Source organism: Kribbella sindirgiensis (genome assembly GCF_004331435.1).
Taxonomy (GTDB): Bacteria; Actinomycetota; Actinomycetes; order Propionibacteriales; family Kribbellaceae; genus Kribbella; species Kribbella sindirgiensis.
This window is the reverse complement of record NZ_SJKA01000001.1, coordinates 36,139-59,502: the sequence shown is the minus strand read 5'-3', so window position 1 is coordinate 59,502 and position 23,364 is coordinate 36,139. Positions and strand designations below refer to the sequence as shown.

Here is a 23,364-nt window from a genome sequence, read left to right as displayed (position 1 = left end):
CGTACGCTCGGTATCGTTCATTTTAGCGAACGCCTGCCGAGGAGGCCTGCCATGCACCGGTCCGCGACACCCGACGTGGTGGTGGTCGGCGCGGGCATGGTCGGCGCCGCGTGCGCGGAGGCGCTGTCGGCAGCCGGCGTGCGGGTGGTGGTCATCGACCGCGACGGCCCGGCCGCCGGTACGACGGCGTCCGGCGAAGGCAACGTGCTGGTGTCGGACAAGGAGCCGGGGCCGGAGCTGGAGCTCGCCGTCGCGTCCCGGGCCGAGTGGGAGATCGTCCGTGGCCGGCTGCCCGAGTGGGTTGCCGACGTGGAGTGGGAGGCGAAGGGCGGCGTCGTGGTGGCGACCGGCGACCCGGAGCCGTTGACGGCGTTCGCGGCGAAGCAGCGCGCGGCCGGGGTCAGCGCCCGCGTGATCACGCCCGCGGAGGTCTTCGAGCTCGAGCCGTTGGTCACGCCAAGGGTGACGGTCGGGGTGCACTACCCGGACGACGCGCAGGTGCAGCCGGTGCTGGCGGCGACGGCGTTGCTGGCAGCAGTTCGCGAGCGCGGCGGCGAGGTGAGATCGGGGGTCACCGCGCTCGGGATCCGGCAGTCGCGAGGCCGCGTCGTCGGTGTGGACACCTCGGACGGCGACATCGCTTGCGGTGCGGTGCTCAACGCGTGCGGGCCGTGGGCGGGCGCGTTCAGTGCCGCGGCCGGTGCACCGATCGAGGTGCTGCCGCGGCGCGGGATGATCCTCGTGACGGCGCCGCTGCCGGAATGCGTGCGCCACAAGGTGTACGACGCGGACTACGTCGGAGCAGTCGGCAGCGGTGACGCCGACCTGCAGACCTCCACGGTGGTCGAGTCGACGCGGGCCGGGACGGTGCTGATCGGATCGAGCCGGGAGCGGATCGGGTTCGACGACGCGGTCCGCGTGCGGGTGCTGCGAGAGCTTGCGCGGAAGGCAGTCGGCCTGTTCCCGTTCCTCGGCGACGTCCCGGTGATGCGGACGTACGGCGGCTTCCGCCCGTACGCGCCGGATCACCTGCCGGTCATCGGTCCGGACCCGCGGGTCCACGGGCTGTGGCACGCGACAGGCCACGAAGGCGCCGGTATCGGTCTCGCCCCGTCGACCGGTCGGCTGATCACCGAATTGTTCCTCGGCCTGTCACCGCACCTCGACCCGCTGCCCTTCCGCGTCGACCGCCCGGCGGTGATCGCCGCATGACCGCCTACCTCCGCCCGCAGTCGGGCGACCCGGCCGAGCCCGGTACGCCGACGTCGGTGGACGTGACCGTTGACGGGCGCCCGGTCGCGGCGCACGCGGGGCAGACGGTAGCCGCCGTACTCCTCGCCAACGGTCGCGACACCTGGCGCACCACCCGCGTCAACGACCGCCCCCGAGGCATCTTCTGCGGCATCGGTGCCTGCCAGGACTGCCTGGTCACCCTCAACGGCCTCCCCGACATCCGCGCCTGCCAACGCACAATCACCCCCGGCGACAAAATCACCACCCAAACAGGCGCCACCCTCCCAACAACCCCCACCTCCCCGACCGTCTCCTCGCAGGTGGCGGCTCGGGTGGTTGAGGTTGTGGTTGTGGGGGCTGGGCCTGCGGGGGTGGCGGCTGCTCTTGCTGCTGGGGATGCAGGGGCTCAGGTGCTGGTTGTTGACAGCGGGCGTGCGGTTGGTGGGCAGTACCACCGGCAGCTGCCGACAGAGTTCGCCGCCCAGCGACCGGACCGCCTGCAACACGAGTGGAAGGCCTTCGCCGAGCAGCGCGACCGGCTGGCCGCCCATCCGCGGATCACTTACCTGTCCGACACGTCGGTGTGGGCCATCGAAGGCCTCCGACTCTGGGCCCAGACCGGTCCAGCAGACGCCAGCGGCCGGCAACCATTTCCGATCGACGCACAGTCCGTCGTGCTCGCGGCTGGCGCCTACGATCGCGTCCTTCCGTTCCCTGGTTGGGATCTCCCCGGCGTCTACACCGCCGGTGCCGCGCAGGCTCTCGCCAAGGGCCAGCGGATCGCCGTCGGCCGCAAAGTACTCGTCGCCGGCACCGGCCCGTTCCTGCTGCCGGTCGCCGAGTCATTGGTCGGCGTCGGTGCACACGTCATCGCGCTCCTCGAAGCCAACACGCTGACCACTGTCCGCAAAGGCTGGTCAACCGACCCGTTAGTTGCCCCAAGCAAGCTCCGCGAAGCCGTCGGGTACGGCGCGTTGCTCGCCCGCCATCGCATCCCACTCCGCCACGGCTGGACCGTGATCGCCGCGCACGGCACCGACCACGTCGAGGCGGCCACGATCGCTCGCCTGGACAGCGATTGGCACCCGATCCGCGGCAGCGAACGCCGGGTCGACGTCGACGCCGTCTGTGTCGGCTTCGGCTTCACCGCAAACCTGGAGCTCGCAGTCGCCGCCGGCTGCACGCTCACCACCGGGCCCGACGGGGGCCCAGCCGTAGCCGTCGATGACCACCAGCAAACAAGTACCCCCGGCGTCTTCGCAGCCGGCGAACTCACCGGCATCGGCGGCGCCGCCCTCTCCACCGCAGAAGGCACCCTCGCCGGCACCACCGCAGCCCACCACGCCCTCACGACGGCAGTCGACCACTCCCGTGCGACAGATGCTCGGAGAGCTGTTGAGCGGGGGCGGCGGTTTGCTGTGGCGTTGGCCCGGGCCTATCCCGTGCGGGACGGGTGGAAGAGCTGGAGCACTGCGGACACACTCGTCTGCCGCTGCGAGGAAGTGACCCGCGGACAGCTCGAAGCCGCCGCCCAGGAGCGCGGGCTCGACGACGGGCGAGCGATGAAGCTCACCAGCCGCGCGGGCCTGGGAATGTGCCAGGGCCGCGTGTGTTCGCGCACCGTCGCAGCCTTGCTGGCCGCGCCGGGCGAGGTACCCAAACCAAGCATGAAACGACCGATCGCCGTACCAGTGAGGCTGCGGGATCTGGCGAACGCCGAGGAATCACCGGAAACCGTGCTGGACACGATGGAGGAACAATGAGCGAGAAGCTGGACGGCGTGATTGTCGCGACCGCGCTGCCGTACGCCGAGGACGCGTCGGCGCCGGCCGGATTGCGTCCGGACCTGGACAAGTACGCCGAGCACTGCCGCTGGCTGGTCGACAACGGCTGCCGTGGTGTCGGGCCGAACGGGTCGCTCGGTGAGTACTCGTCGCTCTCCGACGACGAGCGCCGTGCCGTCGCGAAGACCGCGATCGAGGCAGTCGGTGACGACGGCGTCGTGGTGATCGGCGTCCACGGCGTCGGTTCCCACCAGGCCCGCGCCTGGGCGGAGAAGGCGGCCGAGGACGGTGCGGACGGTGTGTTGTGCCTGCCGCCGACCATGTACCGGGCGAACCGCGGCGAGGTGATCGCACACTTCACCGAGGTCGCGAAGGCCGGCCTGCCGGTGATGGTCTACAACAACCCGCTCGACACCAAGGTCGACCTGACCCCGGACCTGCTCGCGGAGATCGCGCAGATCGAGAACATCGTCGCGGTGAAGGAGTTCTCCGGTGACGTCCGGCGGATCCTGGAGATCCGCGAGCTGGCGCCGGACCTGGCCGTGATCGCCGGCGCCGACGACCTGACCCTCGAGGCGCTGCTGATGGGTGCGACGGGCTGGTTCGCCGGCTTCCCGAACGTGTTCCCGAAGGAATCCGTTCAGTTGTTCGAGCTCGCCACGCAGGGCAAGCTGGAGGAGGCCCGCGCGTTGTACGAGCCGTTGGTCGCCGCGTTCCGGTGGGATTCGCGCACCGAGTTCGTCCAGGCGATCAAGTACGGCATGGACTACGTCGGCCGGTTCGGTGGACCGTGCCGGCCGCCGCGCGGACCGCTGATTCCCGAGCACGTCGCGCAGCTGGAGCAGGACATGAAGAAGGCAGTGGAGTCCCTGAGTGGTGGAGCGCGGGGATGAGGTCCGTCCGGACCATCACCGCGATCGACTCGCACACCGAGGGCATGCCGACCCGCGTCGTCACCGGCGGGGTCGGCGTGGTCCCGGGTGCGACGATGGCCGAGCGGCGCGAGTACTTCATCAAGCACCTGGACGACCTGCGGTTGTTCCTGATGAACGAGCCGCGCGGTCACGCGGCGATGAGCGGCGCGATCCTGCAGCCGCCGACCCGGGCCGACGCGGACTGGGGCGTGCTGTACATCGAGGTCTCCGGCCTGCTGCCGATGTGCGGTCACGGCACGATCGGGGTCGCGACCGTGCTGGTCGAGTCCGGCATGGTCGAGGTGACCGAGCCGGTGACCGAGGTCCGGCTGGACACGCCGGCGGGCCTCGTCGTCGTGGACGTTGCCGTAAGCAACGGTCGCGCCGAGCACGTGACCTTGCGCAACGTTCCGGCGTACTCGCACGCTCTGGACGCGTCGGTCGAGGTGCCCGGGCTGGGGCGTGTCACCTATGACATGGCGTACGGCGGGAACTTCTACGCGATCCTGCCGCTCGAGCAGCTCGGGATCCCGTTCGATCGGGCGGAGAAGGACCGGATCCTGAAGGCCGGGCTGGACATCATGGACGCGATCAACGCCACCGACCGTCCGGTGCATCCGCTCGATCCGGGGATCAACGGCTGCAAACACGTGCAGTTCACCGCACCCGGGCTCGACGGCGCCGACTCCCGGAACGCGATGGCGATCCACCCGGGCTGGTTCGACCGTTCACCGTGCGGCACGGGTACGTCGGCCCGGATGGCGCAACTTCATGCCCGCGGCGAGCTCGCCCTCGACACCGACTTCGTCAACGAGTCCTTCATCGGCACCCGCTTCACCGGCCGCCTGATCGAAGAAACCACCGTCGGCTCCCACCAGGCCGTAGTCCCCACAGTCACCGGCCGAGCCTGGATCACCGGCACCGCCAACTACCTCCTCGACCCCGACGACCCCTTCCCCACAGGCTTCGTCCTGTAGCGCCGCCAGCAGCACGGTCAGCGGTGGAGTTGGGATTGCCAGTTGGTGGGGACGTTGCCGCCGGGGACGGGTTGGGTCTCGGGGCGGGAGGCTGGTGGGGCGAGGTCGGGGCCGTCGTAGTACTGGGATTCGCCGTAGTGCCAGAACCAGTCCTCGCCGGGCTCGAAGCTGCGGACGATCTGATGGCCGGTCTGGCTGGCGTGGCCGGAGGCGTGCTGAGCGGGCGAGGAGTCGCAGCACCCGATATGACCGCACTGCGCACACCGACGAAGATGGAACCACCAGCCGTCGACCTGCAAACACTCAACGCATCCGGTGCCGCTCGGGGGAACTGTGCTGTCGATACCTGGCGTTCCAGAACTCTCCGTCATAGCGCCCATCCTGTCCCGTCCCCAGACCCTTGGACAAGGAACCCCCGGGTTATTCGGGCCAGGAAGAGTTCTTGATGACGTCCACGAAATCGGTTCGGTGGAAGCCGGGGACGAAGTGTTCGAGGACATCGGCCTTCACGTTGCCGAAGGTGGTTGCCGGGCGGTCCTGGATGCCTTCGGTGAACGCCTCGAGGATGCGGTTCTTGAAGCCGGGGCGTGGGTGGGCGGTCGTCACGGCGGTGCGTTGGGCTTCGGTGATGGCGTCGTACCCGATGCCGAGTACGTCGAGTTCGACGCCGCGGGTGACGAGGGCGATCTCGGGCGGCATGTGCAGCGGGATCTCGGGAGTGGTGTGGAGCGCGATGGCTGTCCAGACGCGGTCGGCTGCGTCGCCTGTGATGCCGTGCCGCTGCAGGAAGCGGCGGGCCTCGTCGGCGCCGTCGATCTCGAAACGCTGGTCGGTACGGCGGTAGCGCTCGGTCAGGCCGAGGTCGTGGAACATCGCGCCGACGTAGAGGAGTTCGGGGTCGTACGCGAGGCCTTGGGCGCGGAGGGAGCCGAACAGGAAGACGCGGCGGGAGTGGTCGAAGAGCAGCGGTGAGGCGGCGTCGCGGACGAGTTCGGTCGCTTCGCGGGCGATGGTGCTGTCGGGGATGTGGATGCCGGCGATGGTTTCAGGCATGGGTCCAGGTTCGGCGGGGAGGTTAGGCTGATGCCATGTCCTTTTCGCCAGGAGAACCACAGATTCGGACACAGCGGGTGGCCTTCGTCGTGTACGACGGGGTGACGTTGCTGGACGTCAGCGGTCCCTTGGAGGTACTGCACCAGGCGAATCAGGTGGCGGAGAGCCGGACGGGCGTGCGGCGCTACGAGACGGTGCTGGTCGCCCCGTCGGCCGACGCGACTGGTGGGCAGGTTGTGACGGGGGCGGGGTTGGTGTTGGCGGGGGTGCGGGGTGTGGCGGAGGCTGGGGTGGTGGACACCGTGGTGGTTGCGGGGGCTGATCATCTGGTGGATGGGGTGCCGGGCGAGGTGCTAGAGGTGACGGCGGGGCTGGTGGCCGAGGCTGGGCGGGTGGCTTCGGTTTGTAGTGGGGCGTTTGTGTTGGCGGCGCTTGGGTTGCTGGACGGGCGGAAAGCGACGACTCACTGGCGGCATGCGGGGGCGATGGCGCGGCAGTACCCGAAGGTGGAGGTTGTTCCGGATGCCCTGCACATCACCGACGGGCGCTACGTGACCTCGGCCGGCATCAGCGCCGGCATCGACCTCACTCTCGCCCTGGTCGAGGCGGATCACGGAGCCGACGTGGCCAGGGCGGTGGCGCGCGAGCTTGTGGTGTTCATGCAGCGCCCGGGCGGACAGTCGCAGTTCTCGACCGCGATGGCGACCCCGCCGGCGCGGACCGAGGTGATGCGCAGGATCACCGACACGGTCGTCGCGGACCCGGCCGGCGACCACACGCTGCCGAATCTCGCCGCGGCGGCCGCGGTCAGCCCTCGCCATCTGGCCCGCCTGTTCCAGAACGAGTTCCGCACCACGCCCGGCCGCTGGGTCGAACGTGTGCGGCTGGACCGCGCGCAGCAGCTCCTCCTCGACGGCCACAGCATCACGAAGGCCGCCCGCCTCAGCGGACTGGGAAGCGACGAGACCCTCCGCCGCGCCTTCGCCCGCCACCTCGGTGCGACGCCGACGGAGTACCTTCGCCGTTTCAGGAACGTATAGGACAGAACCTGTCCGCTACCCAGTCCAGACTGAAGACATGACAACACAGCAGATCCCGGGCGGTAAGTCGACCATCACGCCGTACGTCGTGGTGAAGGGCGCCGACAAGTTCCTGGACTTCGTGGAGCAGACCTTCGAGGTCCGGACGAGCGGGCGGTTCCCGAACCAGGACGGCACGATCGGCCACGCCGAGATCACCGTCGGTGCGTCGGTCCTGATGACGTTCGACGCGGCACCGGACTGGCCGGACACCCCAAGCTTCCTGAGCGTGTACGTCGACGACGTCGAGCGGACCTTCCAACGAGCGATCGACGCCGGCGCAACCGTCGTGACCGACCTCATGTACTCCGGCATCACCGGCGACCGCGGCGCCCGCGTCAGAGACCCTCTGGGCAACATCTGGTGGCTCCAGACGCACGTCGAAGACGTCGACCCAAGCACCATCCCGGCCCTGTTCGCCAACCCCGAAGAGGCCACCAAAATGCGCCACGCCCAGGACACCTTCGCCGACGAGATGCGCAGGCGCACTACGAACTGAGCAGTCGTACCGGCTGGCCGGGGCGGGTTTGGGCGCAGGCGTCCAGGTCTGCTCCGGCGACGTACGCGATGACTGGGTAGCCGCCGGTGACGGGGTGGTCGGCGAGGAAGATGACGGGGGTGCCGGAGGGTGGGATCTGGATGGCGCCGCGGGTCATACCTTCGCTGGCGAGTTCGCCGGTGCGGGCGCGTTCGAGTGGGTCGCCGTCGAGCCGTACGCCGACGCGGTTGCTGTTGCTGCTCACCGTGTAAACCTGCGACACGAGCGCCGCCCACCCGGCGTCGGTGAACCAGTCCCGGCGCGGTCCCGGAGTGACCCGCAGTACGACGCTCCCGCCGGTGGGATGCGCGACGGGCGCGAGGTCCACGCCGGGCATGGGTTCGACCAACGACCCGATCGGCAGCGTCTGGTTCGCGACCAGTGGCGCCGGTCCGAGTCCGGACAGCAGATCGGTAGAGCGGGAGCCGAGGACCTCGGGTACGTCGATCCCGCCGCGGACGGCGACGTACGTCCGCAGGCCGCTCGCCGGTGCGCCGAGGCGTAGCACCTGCCCCGCACGCAGTGTGGTCGGTGCGTTGAGCGGTACGCCGGTGCACGGCGCTCCCGTGATCGCGACCACGAGATCGGTGTCGGCGTGCACCACCAGACCGCCGTACGTCGCCTCGATCGCGGCTGCGCCGAGGGGATTGCCGACCAGCCGGTTCGCCAGCGCGTAGGACGCGCGGTCGCACGCGCCCGACGCCGGTACGCCGAGCGCGGCCTGGCCGGATCGTCCCCGGTCCTGGATCGTTGCCAAGGGCCCTGGTTCGAGAACGGTCAGGCTGCTCATCCACGACCCGCGTCGACGAACCGGACCCGGCGCCCGGGGTGCAACAGAGCGGCCTGGTCGCGGCCGGAGTCGAAGATCTGCACAGACGTCCGGCCGATCAGCTGCCACCCGCCGGGCGATTCCCGTGGATACACACCGCTGAACTCGCCGGCCAGCGCGACGGCGCCCGTCGGCACCTTCGTCCGGGGTGACTCACGCCGCGGGATCTCCCAGGTGCTGGGGGACGTCAGGTAGCCGAATCCGGGCGCGAACCCGCAGAATGCCACCGTCCACTCGTCGGCCGTGTGCCGCGCGATCACCTCGTGCACCGTACAGCCGAGCAGCTCCGCCACGTCCTCCAGGTCCTCCCCGTCGTAGCGGACCGGGATCTCGACGAGGTCGGCCGACATCCGCGAGCCCACGGCCGGCGACACCGCGCGAAGCGTGCGTGACAGGCTTTGGAGGCTGCCGGCGGTGGTGACCAGCACAGTCCGCGCGGCCGGTACGACGTCGACGACGTCCGTGGGCAGGTCCGCGATCAGCGCCGCGTAGTAGCCGCGCACCTCGTCGAGATCGGCGAGTTCGACCAGCAGCGCCCGGTCGCCGGACGGGAGAACGCGCATCAGCCGGTGAACGGGCGCACCGTGACGCCCGCTCCCTCCAACGCGCCCCGCACCTGGCGGGCGATGTCTACAGCGCCTGGCGTGTCGCCGTGCACGCAGATCGAGGCGGCCTCGACGACCAGCGTGCCGCCCCAGACGTCCTGGATCGGCTGCCCGGTCGCCATCGCCGTACAGCGGGCCGCGATCTCGTCGGCGTCGTGCAGCACGGATCCGGTCTCGCGCCGGGACACCAACGTGCCGGCCGGTGTGTACGCGCGATCCGCGAACGCTTCGTGGACCGCGGTCAGACCGGCCTCGATCGCGAGCTGCAGCCAGGCCGAGCCCGGCAGCCCGAGGACCGGGAGGGTGCTGTCGTACTCCGCCACCGCGGTCACCACCGCGGTGGCCTGATCGACGTGGTGGCCGATCGTGTTGTACAGGGCGCCGTGCGGCTTCACGTAGCGCACCCGGTCGCCCGCGATCCGTGCGAACGCGTCCAAGGCTCCCAGCTGGTACAGGACTTCGTCGCGCAGCGTGGCCGGCTCGATGTCCACGTGCCGGCGCCCGAAGCCGGCCTTGTCGGCGTACCCGACGTGCGCGCCGATCGCGACGCCGCGCTCGACCGCCTCGGCCGTCACCCGGCGCATGATCGACGGGTCGCCGGCGTGGAAGCCGCAGGCCACGTTCGCACTGGTCACGACCTCGAGCAGCGCCGAGTCGTCACCCATCGACCAGGAGCCGAATCCTTCACCCATGTCCGCGTTGAGGTCCATCCGCCACCTCCTGGCCCCGAGCGTAGGGATTGTTGAACAATCCTGCAAGAGGCTTGTTCCACTTTTCCTGCCCAGCTGAGATGATGCGGAGATGAGCACGGGTGGGGCCGAGGAGACCGGCAGGCAGTCCTGGCTGCGAACCGTCGCCGCCGATGTCGCGCGACTGGACCGGAGCAGTTCGGCCGAGCGCGCCGCGGACATCCTGCGCCGCAGTATTACCGAAGGCGCGTTGCCGCCCGGCGCCCAGCTCTCCGAGGTCGAGCTGACCGAGGTCCTGGAGGTCAGCCGGAACACGCTGCGCGAGGCCTTCCGGTTGCTGACCCACGAGGGCCTGCTCGTCTACAAGCTGCACCGCGGCGTCTTCGTGCCGGAGCTCGACGAGCACGACGTGATCGACCTGTACCGGCTGCGTCGCGCCCTCGAAGTGGATGTCGTCCGCGGCCTGGCCGACCGTGACCCTGAGCTCCCGGCCGACCGGCTCGAGCCCCTGCACGACGATGTCGAAGCTGCCGAGGCGGCGGCCGGCGCGGACCGCTGGCCGGCCGTCGGTACGGCGAACATGCGCTTCCACCAGCACCTGATCGGGCTCGCCGACAGTGCGCGGATGGACGCGATGACCGGCCGGCTGCTCGCGGAGCTGCGGCTCCTCTTCCACGTGATCGCGACCCCGCGCGAGCTGCACGAGCCGTACATCGCGCGGAACCGCAGCCTGTTCGAACTGCTCGAGGCCCGCAAGTACGACGAGGCCGCCGCGGACCTCCACGAGTACCTGATCGACTCCGAACGACGCATCCTCACGGCGTTCCGGGATAAGGGCTTGCAAAGCCCCAGGACAACCTGAGTTGATGAACTGACAACGTCAGCTGCAAAGGGGAGCTCAGCTCATGACCGATGACGACCGGACCGACCAGACGCCGAAGTCCTACCGCCCCATCGACGCCAAGGGATTCCGGGAGTTCATCTCGCGTGGCTGGGGGCCTGTGGACCGTTCGGTGTCGGTGCCGGAAGGGCTCGCGGAAGCGGCCGCGGAGCATCGGCGCAAGCTCGCCGCCGCGCTGCCGGGTCGCCGGATCGCGCTCGCGGCCGGTCGTGCGCCGGTCCGGTCGAACGACACCGACTACCAGTTCCGCGCCGACAGCGACTTCGTCTGGCTGACCGGTTGCCAGGCCGAGGGGTCCGTACTGGTCATCTCGGCGGACGGCGACGCGACGCTCTACCTTCGCGAGACGGCCGGGCCGGACGAGGCGGACTTCTTCTCGAACGCGCGCGACGGCGAGCTGTGGATCGGCCCGGTACCGGGGCTGAAGGACTGGTCGGACGCGTTGCAGATCGCCTGCCGCCCGATCGAGGAGCTGCCGGCCGCGGTCCGGGGCGCGGTCCCGTTCATGCTGTCGGTGCCCGGTGTCGAGCCGATGCTGGACGCATTGGTCCGTACGTCGCCCACCGACGGCAACGCGCTGCGGCAGACGCTCGCCGAGCTGCGCCGGATCAAGGACGAGTGGGAGCTCGACCAGCTGCGTGAGGCGGTCGCGGCGAGCGTGCTGGCGTTCGGCGACGTGGCGCGTGAGCTGCCGGAGGCGATCCGCGGCGGCGGCGAGCGCTGGCTGCAGGGCACCTTCGACCGGCGCGCGCGGACCGCGGGCAACGGCGTCGGGTACGCGTCGATCGTTGCGGCCGGCAACCACGCGCCGGTGCTGCACTGGGTCCGGAACGACGGCGCCGTGAACGAGGGCGACGTGATCCTGCTGGACGCCGGCGTCGAGACCCGCACGCTCTACACCGCCGACGTGACCCGTACCTTCCCGGCCAGCGGCGAGTACACCGCGGCGCAGCGGCAGGTGCACGACCTGGTCCACAAGGCGCAGCTCGCCTCATTGGAGGCGGTCAAGGTGGGAGCGCCGTACCGCGCCTTCCAGTACGAGGCGCTGCGGGTGCTGGCCGAAGGGCTGCGGGACTGGGGTGTGCTCGACGTCTCGCTCGACGAGCTTCTCGGCCCGGACGGGCAGCAGCACCGCCGGTACATCGTCTGCGGGACCGGTCACTACATCGGCCTCGACGTGCACGACTGCGACGCGTCCCGGCCGGAGGCGTACTTCGCCGGCACCATCGAGGCCGGGATGGCACTCGCGGTCGAGCCGGGGCTGTACTTCCACCCGAACGACGAGACCGTCCCGCCGGAGCTGCGCGGGATCGGCATCCGGATCGAGGACAACGTCGTCGTCCACCAGGACCGTCTCGAGATCCTCACCGAGGACCTCCCGATCACGACCGACGGTCTCGAGCAGTGGACCCGGTCGCACCTCAACTCCAGGTAATCAAAATTACCCGTCACGAACAGTAACGTTCGCCGCCGCCCGACGATGTACAGGGCGGGGGGAGGGCCGACTCGGCCCGGCGCGTGGCAAGTGGGGGGCCGCGGATCACGCGCCCGGCCGAGTCGGCCTCAACTGGGGCCAGGGGGGACCCAGGATTCCTGGGCACGGGGAGTAGTCAGCATGAACCTACGAGTGCGAGTCATGAACTGCGGCAGCCGGCACTGGTACGCCGACATCGACGACGCCGACGATCCGCAACCGGACGACCCGTTCTGGTACGTCGACAACTGCCGGACCCAGGCACAGGCGCTGGAGAGCGCCTGCGCCGAGCTCCGGCTGATGGCGGGCCGGCTGGTCCGTGGTGATCACCTCGACCGCGTTCTCGAAGTGACCGGCGTACCGGTCTGACCCGTCACCCGGCGGGCTGTACGGCGGCGCAGCTGCTGCCGCGCTCCGGTACGTCCCGCGCGATCAGGTAGTTGTCGATCGTGCTCTCCATGCACGGGCTCTTCGAGTAGCTCCCGTGTCCCCACCCCTCGTACGTCAGCAGTACGCCGTACCGTCCGAGCTGACGCTCAACGCTCTGGGCCCACGCGTACCCGGTGGCGGGGTCGTGGATCGCGTTGGCGAGCAGTACCGGCGTCTTGAGCCCACGGACCTTCAGCACGTGCTGCGGGTTGTTCGCGGGCGGTGAGCCGAGACAGATCGACACAGCCATCAGCTGACCCGGGTAGCGCAGGTCCTGGTTGTTCCGTGCGAGCCGCTGGAGGTGTCCGGCGTACTCGCGGTAGCTGCGGACCGGGAGGTTCCAGTCCTGACAGAACACCGCCAGCGGGTACGGCGCGACTCCCGTCTGCACGGGCTTCGGGGGCGTGACACCTACCTTCAGCATCTCGGCCAGCGCAGACCACTGTGGTCCGTAGAGCGCCCGGAACACGGCGAAGCTCAGTGTGAACGGGTCAGGCGACTTCGCGAGCAGATCCGCCCAGAGCGCGTGGATGTCGCGACCGTGCAGCGCACAGGCCGTTGTGGCGTTGCACCACTTCACGAACTCGTCGAACGAGTCCTGTACCGCGGCCGCCTGGTCATCGAGGAAGTCACCAGTACTCGACGAGCTGTGGTCGCTCACGCTCTCCAGCACCATCGCGCGGACCCGGTGCGGGTAAGTCTCGGCGTACTGCGCGCCGAGCACAGTCCCGTACGAGCTGCCGTGGAATGAGATCGTGGATTCACCGAGCGCTCGCCGTACGGCGTCGACGTCGCGGACCGTCTGCCAGGTGTCGATGTGGTCGTACAGCGGCCCGGTGTGCTCGCGGCAGTCCGTCGCGAGCCGCCGGTTGTAGGTGATTGTGGCGGTGAACTCCGCGGAGTTCTTGATGATCGGCGACGGCTGCTTGTTCAGCAGGTCGGCCGAGCAGCGCACCGGGTTGCTGCGCGCCACTCCGCGCGGGTCGAAGCTGACGATGTCGAAGCGGTTCTGCAGATCGGTGCTGAACCGGTCGATGCCAGTCTTGATCCGGTCGACTCCCGAGTCCCCGGGACCGCCCGGCCCGAACACCAGGACGCCGACGCGTTCGCTCGGCACCTTCGCCGGACGGCGCGCGATCGCCAGCTCGAACGTGGCGCCGCCAGGATCACGCCAGTCGACCGGCAACCGGAGCGTCGCGCACTGCGAGCCGCGGACCTCGGCGGGGTCGTCCTTGCCCTCGGGCTTGCAGTCGGTCCACTGCACCCCGGTCGTGGTGGCAGCTGTGGGCAGAGTTGTCAGCCCGGCGGCTGCGACGCCGAGCAGTACGGCGCCGGTGACGGCGCGCTGGGTGAACGTCATGCCGCCGATCCTTCGGCAATCGCTTGCTACCGGCATCAGGGAGCCGCCCTCGGGCGACCCCGAACGCGGCTTGGGGGGATTGTTAGGGTCGGCGTTGATGATTACCAGACATGCGGCGTGGTTCCGGGCGGTGGCGATCGCCGAGGCGGTCTCGTGGACCGGATTGCTGATCGGGATGCTGTTCAAGTACGTGCTGTCCGACAACGAGATCGGGGTGCAGATCTTCGGCCCGATCCACGGCGGCATCTTCATCGCTTACGTGATCACCGTGCTGGCGGTGCGCGGGCCGTTGCGGTGGTCGTGGCCGGTCACGTTGGCGGCCCTCGCGGCCGGCATTCCCCCGCTGTTCACCTGGTTCTTCGAGATCTGGGCGGTCCGTACCGGCCGGATTGACGTCGGTGGTGAGACCGCCGTACCGTCCCAGACGTCAGTCAATTCAACAGCCGCATGAACCCGTGCGGGAGAGACCCGGACACGATCCGGGCGCCGTAGGAGCAACTCTCCCCAAGAATCTCTCAGGCACCTTCACCGCGCGGGCGAGGCACCTCTGGAAGGCATCCGCCTGACAGAGCGGGGAGGACACCAAACGGTCAACGACGACCGGAAGGAACCTCCACACGATGGCGATCAGCGTCTTCGACCTGTTCAGTATCGGGATCGGCCCGTCGAGCTCCCACACCGTGGGACCGATGCGTGCGGCCCGCACGTTCGCGCGCGGTCTCGCCGACGACGGCCTGCTGGCCGCGACGACGACCGTCCAGGCCCAGCTCTTCGGCTCCCTCGGCGCCACCGGGCACGGGCACGGCAGTAACAAGGCCGTCCTGCTCGGCCTCGAGGGTGCCGACCCGGAGACGGTCGCCACGCACTCGGTCGACGCCCGCGTCGAGACGATCCGCGAACGCGGCCGGATCCTGCTGGCCGGTACCCACGAGATCGGGTTCGACGAGAACACCGACCTGCTCATGCACCGCCGCAAGGCGCTCCCGTACCACCCGAACGGGATGATCTTCGTCGCCCGCGACGCCGCCGGCGCCGTCCTGCGGGAGCGCACCTACTACTCGGTCGGCGGCGGATTCGTCGTCGACGAGACGGCCGCCGCGGGCGACCGGATCGTGCCGGACACGACCCCGCTGAAGTACCCGTTCACCACCGGCGCGGAGCTGCTCGACCGGTGCCGCGAGTCGCAGCTCTCGATCAGCGAGGTGATGCTCGCGAACGAACTCGCCTGGCGGACCGAGGACGAGGTCAAGGACGGTCTGCTGCACATCTGGCAGGTCATGCAGGACTGCGTCCGCGAAGGCTGCGAGACCGAGGGCATCCTGCCCGGCGGGCTCAAGGTGCCGCGGCGCGCCCACGCCCTGCACAAGAAGCTCAGCCAGGATCCGTGGTCGGTCGATCCGCTCAAGGTGATGGACTGGGTGAACCTGTTCGCGCTCGCGGTCAACGAGCAGAACGCGTCCGGCGGCCGGATCGTCACCGCCCCGACGAACGGTGCCGCCGGCATCATTCCCGCCGTCCTGCACTACTACCGGCGGTTCGTGCCCGGGGCGACCGAGGACGGTGCGGTCCGGTTCCTGCTGGCCGCCGGGGCGATCGGCGTGCTCTACAAGGAGAACGCGTCGATCTCCGGCGCCGAGGTCGGCTGCCAGGGCGAGGTCGGCTCCGCCTGCTCGATGGCCGCCGCCGGCCTGTGCGAGGTGCTCGGCGGTACGCCGGAACAGGTCGAGAACGCCGCCGAGATCGCGATGGAGCACAACCTCGGCCTGACCTGCGACCCGGTCGGCGGGCTGGTGCAGATCCCGTGCATCGAGCGGAACGCGATGGCGTCGGTGAAGGCGATCAACGCGACCCGGATGGCGATGCACGGCGACGGCGTGCACGTGGTCACCCTCGACAAGGTCATCAAGACCATGCGCGAGACCGGCGCCGACATGAAGATCAAGTACAAGGAGACGTCCCGCGGCGGCCTCGCCGTCAACGTCATCGAATGCTAGTAACACCAGTACCAGGCTGAACCGCCCGCCGCCCGGGATACTGGGGACATGGGCGAGCTCGGCAGGACGTTGCACGCGTGGCGTGACCGGGTGACGCCTGCGGAGGTCGGCCTGCCGGCCGGAGGGAAACGGCGGGCGCCGGGCCTCCGGCGTGAGGAGCTGGCACACCTCGCCGGGCTGTCGGTCGACTACATCGTCCGGCTGGAACAGGGCCGGTCGGACTCGCCGTCGGTCCAGGTACTGACCGCGCTGGCCCGTGCGCTCCGGTTGTCCGATGCCGAGCGCAACCATCTGTTCGTGCTCGCCGGCGAGGTGCTGCCGTCGCCCGGGCGGATGTCGGCGTACCTTCCACCCGGCGTGCAGCGGATCGTCGACCAGTTGGCGGGCGCGCCGCTGTGCGTCACCGACGCCGCCTGGACGGTGATCACCTGGAACCCGCTGTTCGCGGCGCTGATCGGCGACCCGTCGCCGTGGCAGGGGCGGTGGCGGAACATCATCTACCGGCACTTCGTGGACCCGGGCGACCGCGTCGTGATGACACCGGATCAGCAGCAGAACTTCCGGGCCGCGATGGTCACCGACCTGCGCGCGTCCCTCGCCCGGTATCCCCGCGATCCGGACCTTCGGGCGTTGATCGAGGAACTCCGTGCCGGGTACGACGACTTCGCGCGACTGTGGGACCAGCCCGTCGTCGGCTTCCACCAGAGCGAGCAGAAGACGATCCGGCACCCGGAGGTAGGCACTTTCGACATCGACTGCGACGTGCTCGCGATCCCGGGCAGTGACCTGCGCATGGTCGTCTACACCGCCGCCCCGAACACCGAGGCCGCCGAGAAGCTCCGGCTCCTGTCGGTGATCGGGCTGCAGGCGCTCACCTGATCAGGACCGCAACCGCCAAGGGGTCCTCGACCTGGGCGTTGTGCCCGAGGCCGGGAAGCGTGACGACCTGGTCGTGCAGAGCGTGCAGTTCGGCGTCGCTGTTCATCGGGTCCCGCTCACCGCGAGCGAGCACCACGTCGGCCTGACTCGCCGCGATCAGTGCGGCCAGGTCCGGAGCGCCGACGCCGAAGGTCGCGGGGTCCATGGCGAGGCGCCACCGGCCGTCCTCCTCGCGCAGGCCGTGGTCGACGACGGGCTCGGCCGGGTCCACGAGTCCCTGGAGGCCGGAAACCTTGAGGAATCTCGCCGCTGCCTCGTCGCGGGTGTCGAACCAGGCGACCGGCTTCTGGGCCAGCGCGTTCGCCCGACCCAGGTCGTCCGCGGTCCAGGTCACCTTCACCCCGAGCGCGACGACGCGGTTGACGGTGACGTCGTACCGTCCGCTCGCCAGTTCGAGTGCCACCACGCCACCCAGTGAGTGGCCGATCAGGACGACGTCGCGGCGTACCGGGAGATCCGCTGCGACCGCTGCGGCAAGGGCGGCGAAGGTGTACGACGGGAGCGGGGCGGCTGTGCCGTGGCCCGCGAGGTCCGGAGCGTGGTTGGTTTGCGGCCAGGAGGACCAGACGCGGCCGTTGGCTCCGAGACCGTGCAGCAGTACCAGATTCGCCATGAGAGCAGGTTGGCAGAGGAACAGCGATGCGGTGGGCGGATCGGCGCGTTGTCAGCTAACGCACTGCATTCCTACGAATGCGTAAATGGTTCAGAATTACTAGACCATTACGTTCTGGCGTGGAATTTCTTCCAAGGGCTGTTTGAAACGACTCATCACCCGATACTCTCCGAGTCTTGTGAATCCGATGCCTGCCAAGGCTTCCCGCCGCCCGCCCTGGCAGAACCCGCGGCATCGCCGCCAGGCAGCCGCCGGTGCCGGCGTCCTGTTGCTCGGCTACGCCGTGCTGTTCTTCGTGGCTCTGCTCGGCGGCCCGCGGATCGGCGCCGGGTTCATCCCGCTACCGGGCGGCGGCCCGAAACCGGCCGCCCCGATCGCCGGCCCGCAGCCCGGCGAGCCGACCCAGAACGTCGCGGTACTCCCGCCGCGCACCACCCCCACGCCGGCCGCCACACCCGGCGCGCTCCCCACCGCCACCGCCGTAGCGACCCCGTTGCCGACAGCAACCATGCCGGGCGAGACGCAGCGACCGGTCGGTACCACCAGTACGCCGTACCCGACGCTCGTCCCAGGCACACCGACACCGCAGATCGTCGAGACCACCGACCCGACCATCCCGGTCGCCACCAAGCGCCCTCCCACCGTGCCGACCGCGCCGCCCACGAACCCGACCACCACGCCAACGGCGCGTCCCACCACGTCAACAACCCCCACCGCACCGCCACCCACCAGCACCACCCCGAGCCCGCCACCCACCACTCCCACCACCCCTGACAACCCCGGAGGCCTGGGCGGCATCCTCGGCTCCCTCCTGGACAAACTCGGCCTCTAGGTTTCGAATGTACGTGTGTTAGGGTTGGTACATGTCGATGAAGCGCACGAACGTGTACGCCGATCCGGAGGATCTGGCGCTGATCAAGGACGCTTCTCGGCGGCGCGGGATCCCGGAGGCGGAAATCATCCGCGAGGGCATCCACCTGGCCGCGATGGCGAACCGGGTGTGGGACGAGCCACTCGACTGGCCGACCTTCGACGGCACCGGTGAGCCGGTGACGAAGGAGGAGATCCGCGCCGAGTTCGCGCGTCGTACCGACCAGTGATTCTTGTCGCCGACACCTCCGGCATCATCGCGGCCTTCGATCGCAACGCACCGGAGGGGCCGTCCTGCAGGCAGCTTCTGCAGAACGCCGGGACCGTCATCTTGTCGCCGCTGGTTCTCGCGGAGGTGGATCATCTCGCCCGGGCCCGGCTCGGTGCGGCAGCGCGCTCGACGATCCTCGAACTGTTGACCACCCAGGTGCGAAGGATGCGCTTCCAGGTGGCGGACATCGGCGCCGAGACTCTGACGGCCGCGCTCGCCGTGATGAGCCGATATGCCGATCTGGATCTCGATCTCGCCGACGCGGTGACTGTCGCACTGGCTGCCGACTACCGTACCGACGTGGTTCTGACGCTCGATCGGCGTGACTTCCGCGCGCTCCGACCACTGACCCCGCACAAGTCGTTCAGATTGTTTCCTGACGACCTCTAAGGGCTCTAGTACGCCTCGACTTCGGTGGTGTCGGCGTTGCCGCCTGGGCGGGGTTGCAGGTTGACCTGCCAGGCCTGGTTCTTGCCGAAGGTCTGGTCGAACTTCTTGAACGAGCAGCCCGACCGGAACCTGCGGTGCTCCGCGTCCCAGTCCGCGCCACTCTTGAAGTACAGGCGGTACGCGCCGCCGATCCGGTTCACGGTCGCGGACTCGGTCGCCCGGAGATACACCATCACCTGGGGAGTCCCCGGCGGCTTCCCGTCGCTGACGATCGAGATCGCGACGTCCTTCGCCGTACCGTTGGTGATCTTGAGCCGTCCCATCCCTTCCGGGTCACGCCGTACCAGGACGTCGCCGTTGTCGGGTCGCACCTGCTCCGGCGCGGGACCCGGATCGGGAAGCGTCCGGCCGAACGTCAGCTTGAGCCGCTGCAGTTGCACGAGCGCGGCGCCGAGGTCGGCACGGAGTTGCCGTTGCACCTGCTGCGAGGTGTACGCCGTACCGCCGCAGCGCGCGTCCTCCTCGGTCTTCTCCGCCGAACTCGTCAGCCGCGTCGCCGCCACGCCGATGCGCTCCTGCAGCAGCGGGTGTACGGCGGTCAGCCGGGACGTCACCGTCAGCGCGGACAACCGGACCGCGACCGTGTTGAGCGACTCCGCGAGCGTGCTCACCGCGTCGCTCAGACCCTCGGGCGTCCGGACCCGGGTCAGCGCCCGCGCCGGCCCGGCCAGCACCTGGTCGATCCGGGTCAGCTCGGCCTGATAAGCCGTCGTACCCAACGGACCCGCGGCCGGCACCGAAGACGCCGGCGCCGGTGCGGCATTACTCGAAGAGGTCGCGACAGGACTCGGGGCAGGCTCCTGCTCCCCACCGCAACCCGCCACCAGCAACAGCCCAGCACACAGCGCAACCCAGCACTTCATCCCCACCCCAACCCCCAGGTCCCCAACCCGTGAGAATCAAGGGTAAAGCATCAGTCCCGTGGTGCGGGACGGACGAACGGGAACGCCAGTGTGCTGCGGATGTTCTGGCCGGTGAGCATCATCATCACCCGGTCGACGCCGATGCCCAGGCCGCCGGTCGGAGGCATCGCGTACTCGAGCGCCGACAGGAAGTCCTCGTCCAGCGACATCGCCTCGGGGTCGCCGGCGGCGGCCTTCAGGGACTGCTCGGTGAGGCGCCGGCGCTGCTCGACCGGATCGACGAGCTCGGAGTACGCCGTACCGATCTCGGCCCCGAACGCGACCAGGTCCCAGCGCTCCGCGAGCCGTGGATTCGTCCGGTGGTTGCGGGTCAGCGGCGACGTCTCGAGGGGGAAATCGGTATAGAACGTCGGCAGCGTGGTGTTCGGCTCGACGAGTTCGTCGTACAGCTCCAGGACGAGTTCACCGGCCGACATCTCGAAGGTCGTGTGGACGCCGTGCTCCGCGCACAACGCCCGGAGCTCGTCCGCGGGGGTCTCCGAGTCGATCACCGTACCGGCGGCCGCGCCGACCGCGGCGTGGACGGTGACGACCGGCCACTCGCCCGAGATGTCGATCTCCTCCCCGTCCCGGCGGACGACGGGTTTGCCGTAGACCGCGGTGGCGGCCTCGATCAGCAGCTCGCGGGTGAGTTCGCGCATCACGTGGTAGTCGGCGTACGGCTGGTAGGCCTCGACCGAGGTGAACTCCGGGTTGTGGGTCGCGTCGGCGCCCTCGTTGCGGAAGTTCCGGTTCAGTTCGAAGACCTTGCCCATCCCGCCGACGCTCAGCCGCTTCAGGTACAGCTCCGGCGCGATCCGCAGGAACAGCTCGGTGTCGTAGGCGTTGATGTGCGTGACAAACGGCCGCGCGTTCGCGCCGCCGTGCACCGCCTGCAGCATCGGCGTCTCGACCTCGATGAACCCGCGCGTCTCGAAACCGTTGCGCAGGGCCCGTACCGCGGCGCTGCGCTGCTGCATCATCCGCAGCGAGTCCGGGTTCATCACGAGGTCGAGGTGCCGCTGCCGGACGCGCGCCTCGGGGTCGGTGAATCCCTTCCGCTTGTCGGGCAGCGGGTGCAGGCACTTGGCCGCCATCACCCAGGACGTCGCGGCGATCGACAGCTCACCTCGACGGCTCGTGACGACCTCGCCGGTGACGCTCACGTGGTCGCCGATGTCGACGAGTCGCTGCCATCGGTCCAGCGGTACGTCGCCGCAGGACTCGGCCGTCAGCATCACCTGCAGTTGCGTGAGCCCGTCCTGCAACTGCGCGAACGCGAGGCCGCCGTGGCTCCGCATCCGCAGCACCCGGCCGGTCACGGACGCCGTGTGCCCGGTGCGATGGTCCGGCGGCAGGTTCGGGTACAGCTCCCGGACCCGTTCCAGGGTCTCCGTCCGCGGCACCTCGACCGGATACGGATCGATGCCTGCGGCAACGAGCTCGGCGAGCTTGGTACGCCGGATCTGCTCCTGCTCGGTGAGTTTCCGGGTCGGCAACGCCGGCCGCAGCAACTCCACTTCCTGTTCCTGTACGGCGGTTGCGAACGCGCGACCGTCCGCGGCCATGATCGCGTGCCGCTCCGCCGTCTCGACACTGTCGACGCGGGTCCACGGCCGCGGCGCCGGCAGGAAGCCTTCCGCCGTACCGGCCGCCAGGACCACCTGCGCGAGCGACGCGCCGCGCGAGTAGCACATCAGCCGCGGCGACCAGCGCGGCAGGTACTTCTCGTTCGACTGGTACAGACTCTCCAGTTGCCAGAAGCGCGATCCCGCGGTCAGCAACGCGTTCGTGAGCCGCAGTACCGGTCCCGCGCCGACCCGTTCGGCGTCGCTGAAGATCTCCCGGAACATCGCGAAGTTCAGCGAGATCCGATGCACCCCGAGGTCGCCGCAGGCATCGATCAGCGAGGTCACCATGAACTCCATCAACCCGTTCACGGACTCGGGATCGCGCCGCATCAGGTCCAGCGACACACCCCGGACACCCCACGGGGCGAACGACAGCAGCCCGCGGACGACGCCGTCGGCGTCCCGCGCGATCACCATCACGCAGCGCGCGTCGGCCGGATCGCCGAGCCGCCCGAGCGCCATCGAGAACCCGCGCTCGGTCCGGGCCCCGCGCCACTTCTCCGCGAGGTGGACGTACTGCGCCAGCGTGTCCGGTGACAGGTCTCCGTGCCGGACGACCTCGGCGTGGTACCCGGCGCGCTGGACCCGCGTCACGGCCTGGCGCACCGGTCGCATCGTGCGGCCTTCGAGGGTGAAGTCCGCGACGTCGATGATCGCCTCGTCGCCCATCGACAGCGCGCGGAGGCCGGCGTCGACGTACGCCTGGGCCGCCTCCTCGCTGGCCGACAGGACCGCCGGGGACCACCCGTACCGGCGGGCTTCTTCGAGCCAGCGCTGGATCGCGGCCGGCCAGGCGACCGGATCGCCGAGCGGATCACCACTCGCCAGGCTGACGCCGTTCACCACCCGGTACGCGATCGCGGCGTCGTTGCCCGGCGCGAACACGACTGCCTTGTCCCGGCGGGTCGCGAAGTATCCGAGAGAGTCCCGTTCACCGTGCAGCAGGAGCAGGCGCCGTACCTCGAGTTCTTCGGGCTGGGTGAGGTACCGGACCCGCTGGACCGAGCGGAGGAAGATCCAGAACGCCAGCACCAGCGAGGCCGCCGAGATCGCGCCGACGGTCAGACCGATCCAGCCGTGGCCCTCGTGACCGCCCATCTTGCTGCGCGACTGGCCGAGCGCGGCGATCACGGCCCAGCCGATCTTCTGCCGCTGCCCGCTGAGCGTGCGCGGGAAGATCTGGGTCAGGGTGATGCTGACCGCGATCGAGATCAGCATGCCGAACACCAGCGCGCCGATCGCGAGCCGCCGGCTACCGGGCGCGAGCCGGGCCGGGAAGGCGCCCCGGATCTTCCACAGCAGAACGACGATCGCGGCCACCACGATCGCCTGGACGATGCCCCACTCCAGGTCCGCGACGGTGGCCGGCCCGAAATCGCGGAGCAGGTCCGCGTCGGTCGGGTTGGCCAGCCGGACGCTGGTGAACGCGATCCCGGCGACCTGCGCGAGGAACCAGAGCGCTTCGAAGACCCACAGCACCCAGAGCAGGGCAGCTCGCTTACCGCGCAGCAAGGCGCTGCCGACCACCGCGAGGTAGACGGCGGAGAAGACCGTGTGCCCGGCCGGGATGCCGACGAAGTCGAACGCGAAGTCGACGTGCCTGACGAACCTCGGAGCCGCGACATGCAGCGGGATGGCGATGAACGACCACACCGAGGCGAGCACGACGACGCGGCCGACCCAGACCGCGGCCCGCTGCTGCCACACCGGGATCACTGCTGCTTGTTCCGACCGCACCAGCCGATCATCCCACTAGTTCGCTGCGACTTCGGTCGACCTAGCACTACCTCGACAGTACAGCTGACGCCACAGTCAATACTTTGGTTGAC

Annotated in this window: 24 protein-coding genes and 1 riboswitch; of the genes, 15 read left to right on the top strand and 9 right to left on the bottom strand. The window is 69.5% G+C overall.

Going from position 1 to position 23,364, the window contains the following annotated elements; genetic code table 11:
* Positions 1-51 precede the first annotated feature (51 nt).
* Genes E0H50_RS00265 through E0H50_RS00250 form a run of 4 tightly spaced genes read left to right on the top strand, consistent with a single transcriptional unit; the run spans position 52 to position 4,908 of the window.
* Complete coding sequence (locus tag E0H50_RS00265; RefSeq protein WP_131283514.1) at positions 52-1,212, top strand: NAD(P)/FAD-dependent oxidoreductase; 1,161 nt, start codon at positions 52-54, stop codon at positions 1,210-1,212.
* Positions 1,209-2,996: a 2Fe-2S iron-sulfur cluster-binding protein gene (locus E0H50_RS00260; RefSeq protein WP_131283512.1), complete on the top strand. Its 1,788-nt coding sequence runs from the start codon at positions 1,209-1,211 to the stop codon at positions 2,994-2,996. Before E0H50_RS00265 ends, E0H50_RS00260 begins: the two co-directional genes overlap by 4 nt.
* A complete protein-coding gene (locus E0H50_RS00255) occupies positions 2,993-3,910 on the top strand; it encodes a dihydrodipicolinate synthase family protein (protein ID WP_131283510.1) in 918 nt (305 codons plus the stop codon). The genes E0H50_RS00260 and E0H50_RS00255 overlap by 4 nt, the downstream gene beginning before the upstream one ends.
* Positions 3,907-4,908: a proline racemase family protein gene (locus E0H50_RS00250; RefSeq protein WP_131283508.1), complete on the top strand. Its 1,002-nt coding sequence runs from the start codon at positions 3,907-3,909 to the stop codon at positions 4,906-4,908. Before E0H50_RS00255 ends, E0H50_RS00250 begins: the two co-directional genes overlap by 4 nt.
* Before the next feature lie 17 nt (positions 4,909-4,925).
* Here E0H50_RS00250 and E0H50_RS00245 read toward each other — a convergent pair whose 3' ends face one another.
* Both E0H50_RS00245 and E0H50_RS00240 read right to left on the bottom strand, forming a co-directional pair.
* The gene (locus E0H50_RS00245; protein ID WP_131283507.1) at positions 4,926-5,279 is read right to left on the bottom strand and encodes a UBP-type zinc finger domain-containing protein; all 354 of its coding nucleotides are present in this window, start codon (positions 5,277-5,279) and stop codon (positions 4,926-4,928) included.
* A 49-nt stretch (positions 5,280-5,328) separates the two neighbouring features.
* Entirely contained in the window at positions 5,329-5,961 is a 633-nt protein-coding gene (locus E0H50_RS00240; RefSeq protein ID WP_131283505.1) for an HD domain-containing protein, read from the bottom strand.
* A 77-nt stretch (positions 5,962-6,038) separates the two neighbouring features.
* On the opposite strand from E0H50_RS00240, the gene E0H50_RS00235 reads away from it, so the two are divergent.
* Together E0H50_RS00235 and E0H50_RS00230 are read left to right on the top strand one after the other, a co-directional pair.
* Complete coding sequence (locus tag E0H50_RS00235) at positions 6,039-7,001, top strand: GlxA family transcriptional regulator (RefSeq protein WP_238150684.1); 963 nt, start codon at positions 6,039-6,041, stop codon at positions 6,999-7,001.
* Between the two features lie 37 nt (positions 7,002-7,038).
* Positions 7,039-7,539 (top strand): VOC family protein, encoded by a 501-nt coding sequence (locus E0H50_RS00230; protein WP_131283501.1) that lies wholly within the window; start codon positions 7,039-7,041, stop codon positions 7,537-7,539.
* Here E0H50_RS00230 and E0H50_RS00225 read toward each other — a convergent pair.
* The 3 genes from E0H50_RS00225 to E0H50_RS00215 are packed head-to-tail and all read right to left on the bottom strand — an operon-like array spanning position 7,529 to position 9,722.
* Entirely contained in the window at positions 7,529-8,368 is an 840-nt protein-coding gene (locus E0H50_RS00225; protein WP_131283499.1) for a 5-oxoprolinase subunit C family protein, read from the bottom strand. The two genes, E0H50_RS00230 and E0H50_RS00225, sit on opposite strands and share 11 nt — an antisense overlap.
* Positions 8,365-8,970 carry a 5-oxoprolinase subunit B family protein gene (locus E0H50_RS00220; RefSeq protein ID WP_131283497.1) on the bottom strand — a complete coding sequence of 202 codons (606 nt, stop codon included), beginning with the start codon at positions 8,968-8,970 and terminating at the stop codon, positions 8,365-8,367. Before E0H50_RS00220 ends, E0H50_RS00225 begins: the two co-directional genes overlap by 4 nt.
* A complete protein-coding gene (locus E0H50_RS00215) occupies positions 8,970-9,722 on the bottom strand; it encodes a LamB/YcsF family protein (protein WP_131283495.1) in 753 nt (250 codons plus the stop codon). Before E0H50_RS00215 ends, E0H50_RS00220 begins: the two co-directional genes overlap by 1 nt.
* Before the next feature lie 91 nt (positions 9,723-9,813).
* Here E0H50_RS00215 and E0H50_RS00210 point away from each other — a divergent pair, with 91 nt between their 5' ends.
* The 3 genes from E0H50_RS00210 to E0H50_RS00200 all read left to right on the top strand — a co-directional run bounded on the left by E0H50_RS00210 (position 9,814) and on the right by E0H50_RS00200 (position 12,445).
* Positions 9,814-10,563 carry a GntR family transcriptional regulator gene (locus E0H50_RS00210; protein WP_131283493.1) on the top strand — a complete coding sequence of 250 codons (750 nt, stop codon included), beginning with the start codon at positions 9,814-9,816 and terminating at the stop codon, positions 10,561-10,563.
* Between the two features lie 43 nt (positions 10,564-10,606).
* On the top strand, positions 10,607-12,037 hold the full coding sequence (locus tag E0H50_RS00205) for an aminopeptidase P family protein (RefSeq protein WP_131283491.1): 1,431 nt from the start codon (positions 10,607-10,609) through the stop codon (positions 12,035-12,037).
* 180 nt (positions 12,038-12,217) lie between these two features.
* Positions 12,218-12,445 (top strand): hypothetical protein, encoded by a 228-nt coding sequence (locus E0H50_RS00200; protein WP_131283489.1) that lies wholly within the window; start codon positions 12,218-12,220, stop codon positions 12,443-12,445.
* Between the two features lie 4 nt (positions 12,446-12,449).
* On the opposite strand, the gene E0H50_RS00195 is transcribed toward E0H50_RS00200, so the two are convergent.
* On the bottom strand, positions 12,450-13,865 hold the full coding sequence (locus E0H50_RS00195) for an alpha/beta fold hydrolase (protein WP_131283487.1): 1,416 nt from the start codon (positions 13,863-13,865) through the stop codon (positions 12,450-12,452).
* Between the two features lie 97 nt (positions 13,866-13,962).
* On the opposite strand from E0H50_RS00195, the gene E0H50_RS00190 reads away from it, so the two are divergent.
* From E0H50_RS00190 to E0H50_RS00180, 3 genes are all read left to right on the top strand, one after another.
* Positions 13,963-14,316: a DUF3817 domain-containing protein gene (locus E0H50_RS00190; protein ID WP_131283485.1), complete on the top strand. Its 354-nt coding sequence runs from the start codon at positions 13,963-13,965 to the stop codon at positions 14,314-14,316.
* Positions 14,314-14,406, top strand: a riboswitch (glycine riboswitch). Its footprint overlaps the gene before it by 3 nt.
* A gap of 79 nt (positions 14,407-14,485) precedes the next feature.
* Entirely contained in the window at positions 14,486-15,859 is a 1,374-nt protein-coding gene (locus tag E0H50_RS00185; protein ID WP_131283483.1) for an L-serine ammonia-lyase, read from the top strand.
* Between the two features lie 48 nt (positions 15,860-15,907).
* Complete coding sequence (locus E0H50_RS00180; RefSeq protein ID WP_131283481.1) at positions 15,908-16,738, top strand: helix-turn-helix transcriptional regulator; 831 nt, start codon at positions 15,908-15,910, stop codon at positions 16,736-16,738.
* Here the strand turns inward: E0H50_RS00180 and E0H50_RS00175 are convergent.
* The gene (locus E0H50_RS00175; protein WP_131283479.1) at positions 16,731-17,411 is read right to left on the bottom strand and encodes an alpha/beta fold hydrolase; all 681 of its coding nucleotides are present in this window, start codon (positions 17,409-17,411) and stop codon (positions 16,731-16,733) included. The genes E0H50_RS00180 and E0H50_RS00175 overlap by 8 nt on opposite strands.
* A gap of 187 nt (positions 17,412-17,598) precedes the next feature.
* Between E0H50_RS00175 and E0H50_RS00170 the strand changes: the two genes are divergently transcribed.
* The 3 genes from E0H50_RS00170 to E0H50_RS00160 are packed head-to-tail and all read left to right on the top strand — an operon-like array spanning position 17,599 to position 18,942.
* Positions 17,599-18,243 (top strand): hypothetical protein, encoded by a 645-nt coding sequence (locus tag E0H50_RS00170; RefSeq protein WP_131283477.1) that lies wholly within the window; start codon positions 17,599-17,601, stop codon positions 18,241-18,243.
* A 31-nt stretch (positions 18,244-18,274) separates the two neighbouring features.
* Positions 18,275-18,511 carry a ribbon-helix-helix domain-containing protein gene (locus E0H50_RS00165; RefSeq protein WP_131283475.1) on the top strand — a complete coding sequence of 79 codons (237 nt, stop codon included), beginning with the start codon at positions 18,275-18,277 and terminating at the stop codon, positions 18,509-18,511.
* Positions 18,508-18,942: a PIN domain-containing protein gene (locus E0H50_RS00160; RefSeq protein WP_131283473.1), complete on the top strand. Its 435-nt coding sequence runs from the start codon at positions 18,508-18,510 to the stop codon at positions 18,940-18,942. The genes E0H50_RS00165 and E0H50_RS00160 overlap by 4 nt, the downstream gene beginning before the upstream one ends.
* A 5-nt stretch (positions 18,943-18,947) precedes the next feature.
* Here E0H50_RS00160 and E0H50_RS00155 read toward each other — a convergent pair whose 3' ends face one another.
* Both E0H50_RS00155 and lysX read right to left on the bottom strand, forming a co-directional pair.
* A complete protein-coding gene (locus tag E0H50_RS00155; RefSeq protein ID WP_131283472.1) occupies positions 18,948-19,739 on the bottom strand; it encodes a hypothetical protein in 792 nt (263 codons plus the stop codon).
* Between the two features lie 176 nt (positions 19,740-19,915).
* A complete protein-coding gene (lysX, locus tag E0H50_RS00150) occupies positions 19,916-23,272 on the bottom strand; it encodes a bifunctional lysylphosphatidylglycerol synthetase/lysine--tRNA ligase LysX (RefSeq protein WP_131283470.1) in 3,357 nt (1,118 codons plus the stop codon).
* Positions 23,273-23,364 lie beyond the last annotated feature (92 nt).